Genomic DNA, 1,593 nt, shown 5'->3' with positions numbered 1-1,593 from the left:
GGGCCGAGCAGATCGAGCAGGAAGCCGAAAACGAAGGACGTCTTGTCGCCAAGGGTGACGGCGGCAAATCGCCGAAGCCGTCGAAGAAGATACCCGAGCGCTCAAGCTCGCCGGGGCGCAGTTCGCGCGGCACCTCGATGGGTGGCGCGGCGTCAGCCAGGGAGCGCACGGCAGCCGGCCTCAATCCGGTCGCCGGCCTCGACATCTCGCTGGAGGACGCCGAGACCATGGCCTCGGGCAGCGTCACCGCGACGGTGGCGGCACTGTCGGCGCTGATCGAATCCGGCAATCCGCTGCACAAGGACGGCGTGCTGTGGACGCCGCACCGCCCTGCCCGCCCCGAAAAATCCGAAGGCGGCATCGCCATCAAGATGGTGTCGGAGTTCGAGCCGGCCGGCGACCAGCCGACCGCGATCAAGGATCTGGTCGAAGGCGTCGATAACCACGACCGCACCCAGGTGCTGCTCGGCGTCACCGGCTCAGGAAAAACCTTCACCATGGCCAAGGTGATCGAGGAGACGCAGCGCCCTGCCTTGATCCTGGCGCCGAACAAGACGCTTGCCGCGCAGCTCTATTCCGAGTTCAAGAAATTCTTCCCGGAAAACGCCGTTGAGTATTTCGTCTCCTACTACGATTATTACCAGCCGGAAGCCTACGTCCCGCGCACCGACACTTTCATCGAGAAGGAATCCTCGATCAACGAGCAGATCGACCGCATGCGCCACTCGGCGACGCGTTCGCTGCTTGAGCGCGACGACGTCATCATCGTCGCCTCGGTGTCCTGCATCTACGGTATCGGCTCGGTCGAAACCTATACGGCGATGACCTTCCAGATGCAGATCGGCGACCGGCTCGACCAGCGCGCGCTGCTCGCCGATCTCGTCGCCCAGCAGTACAAGCGGCAGGACATCAACTTTGTCCGCGGCTCGTTCCGCGTGCGCGGCGACACCATCGAAATCTTCCCGGCCCACCTGGAAGACCGCGCCTGGCGCATCTCGATGTTCGGCGACGAGATCGAGCAGATCACCGAATTCGACCCGCTGACCGGCCAGAAGACCGGCGAGCTGAAAAGCGTCAAGATCTACGCCAATTCGCACTATGTGACGCCGCGCCCGACGCTGAACCAGGCGATCAAGTCGATCAAGGAAGAGCTCAAGCACCGGCTGGTCGAACTCGAACGCGCCGGCCGCCTGCTTGAGGCACAGCGGCTGGAACAGCGCTGCCGCTTCGACCTCGAAATGCTGGAAGCCACCGGCTCGTGCGCCGGCATCGAGAACTATTCGCGCTATCTCACCGGCCGCCAGCCGGGCGATCCGCCGCCGACGCTGTTTGAGTACATCCCCGACAACGCACTGGTCTTCATCGACGAAAGCCATGTCACCGTGCCGCAGATCGGCGGCATGTATCGCGGCGACTTTCGCCGCAAGGCGACGCTGGCCGAATACGGCTTCCGTCTGCCGTCCTGCATGGACAACCGGCCGCTGCGCTTCGAGGAGTGGGATGCCATGCGTCCGCTTTCGGTCGCGGTCTCGGCGACCCCTGGCGCCTGGGAGATGGAACAGGCCGGCGGCGTCTTCGCCGAGCAGGTCATCC

1 protein-coding gene is annotated in these 1,593 nt (G+C 64.3%); it reads left to right on the top strand.

What is annotated here, in order from left to right; translation table 11 throughout:
- The coding region (locus ENZ74_RS31320) for a DEAD/DEAH box helicase family protein (RefSeq protein WP_164761370.1) at positions 1 to 1,593 on the top strand (1,593 nt) is incomplete at both ends.

The sequence above is a fragment of the Mesorhizobium sp. M7A.F.Ca.CA.002.15.2.1 genome (assembly GCF_003998715.1).
GTDB classification, from domain to species: domain Bacteria; phylum Pseudomonadota; class Alphaproteobacteria; order Rhizobiales; family Rhizobiaceae; genus Mesorhizobium; species Mesorhizobium ciceri.
The sequence above is the reverse complement of the archived record's forward strand: the minus strand, read 5'-3'. Positions and strand labels throughout refer to the sequence as shown.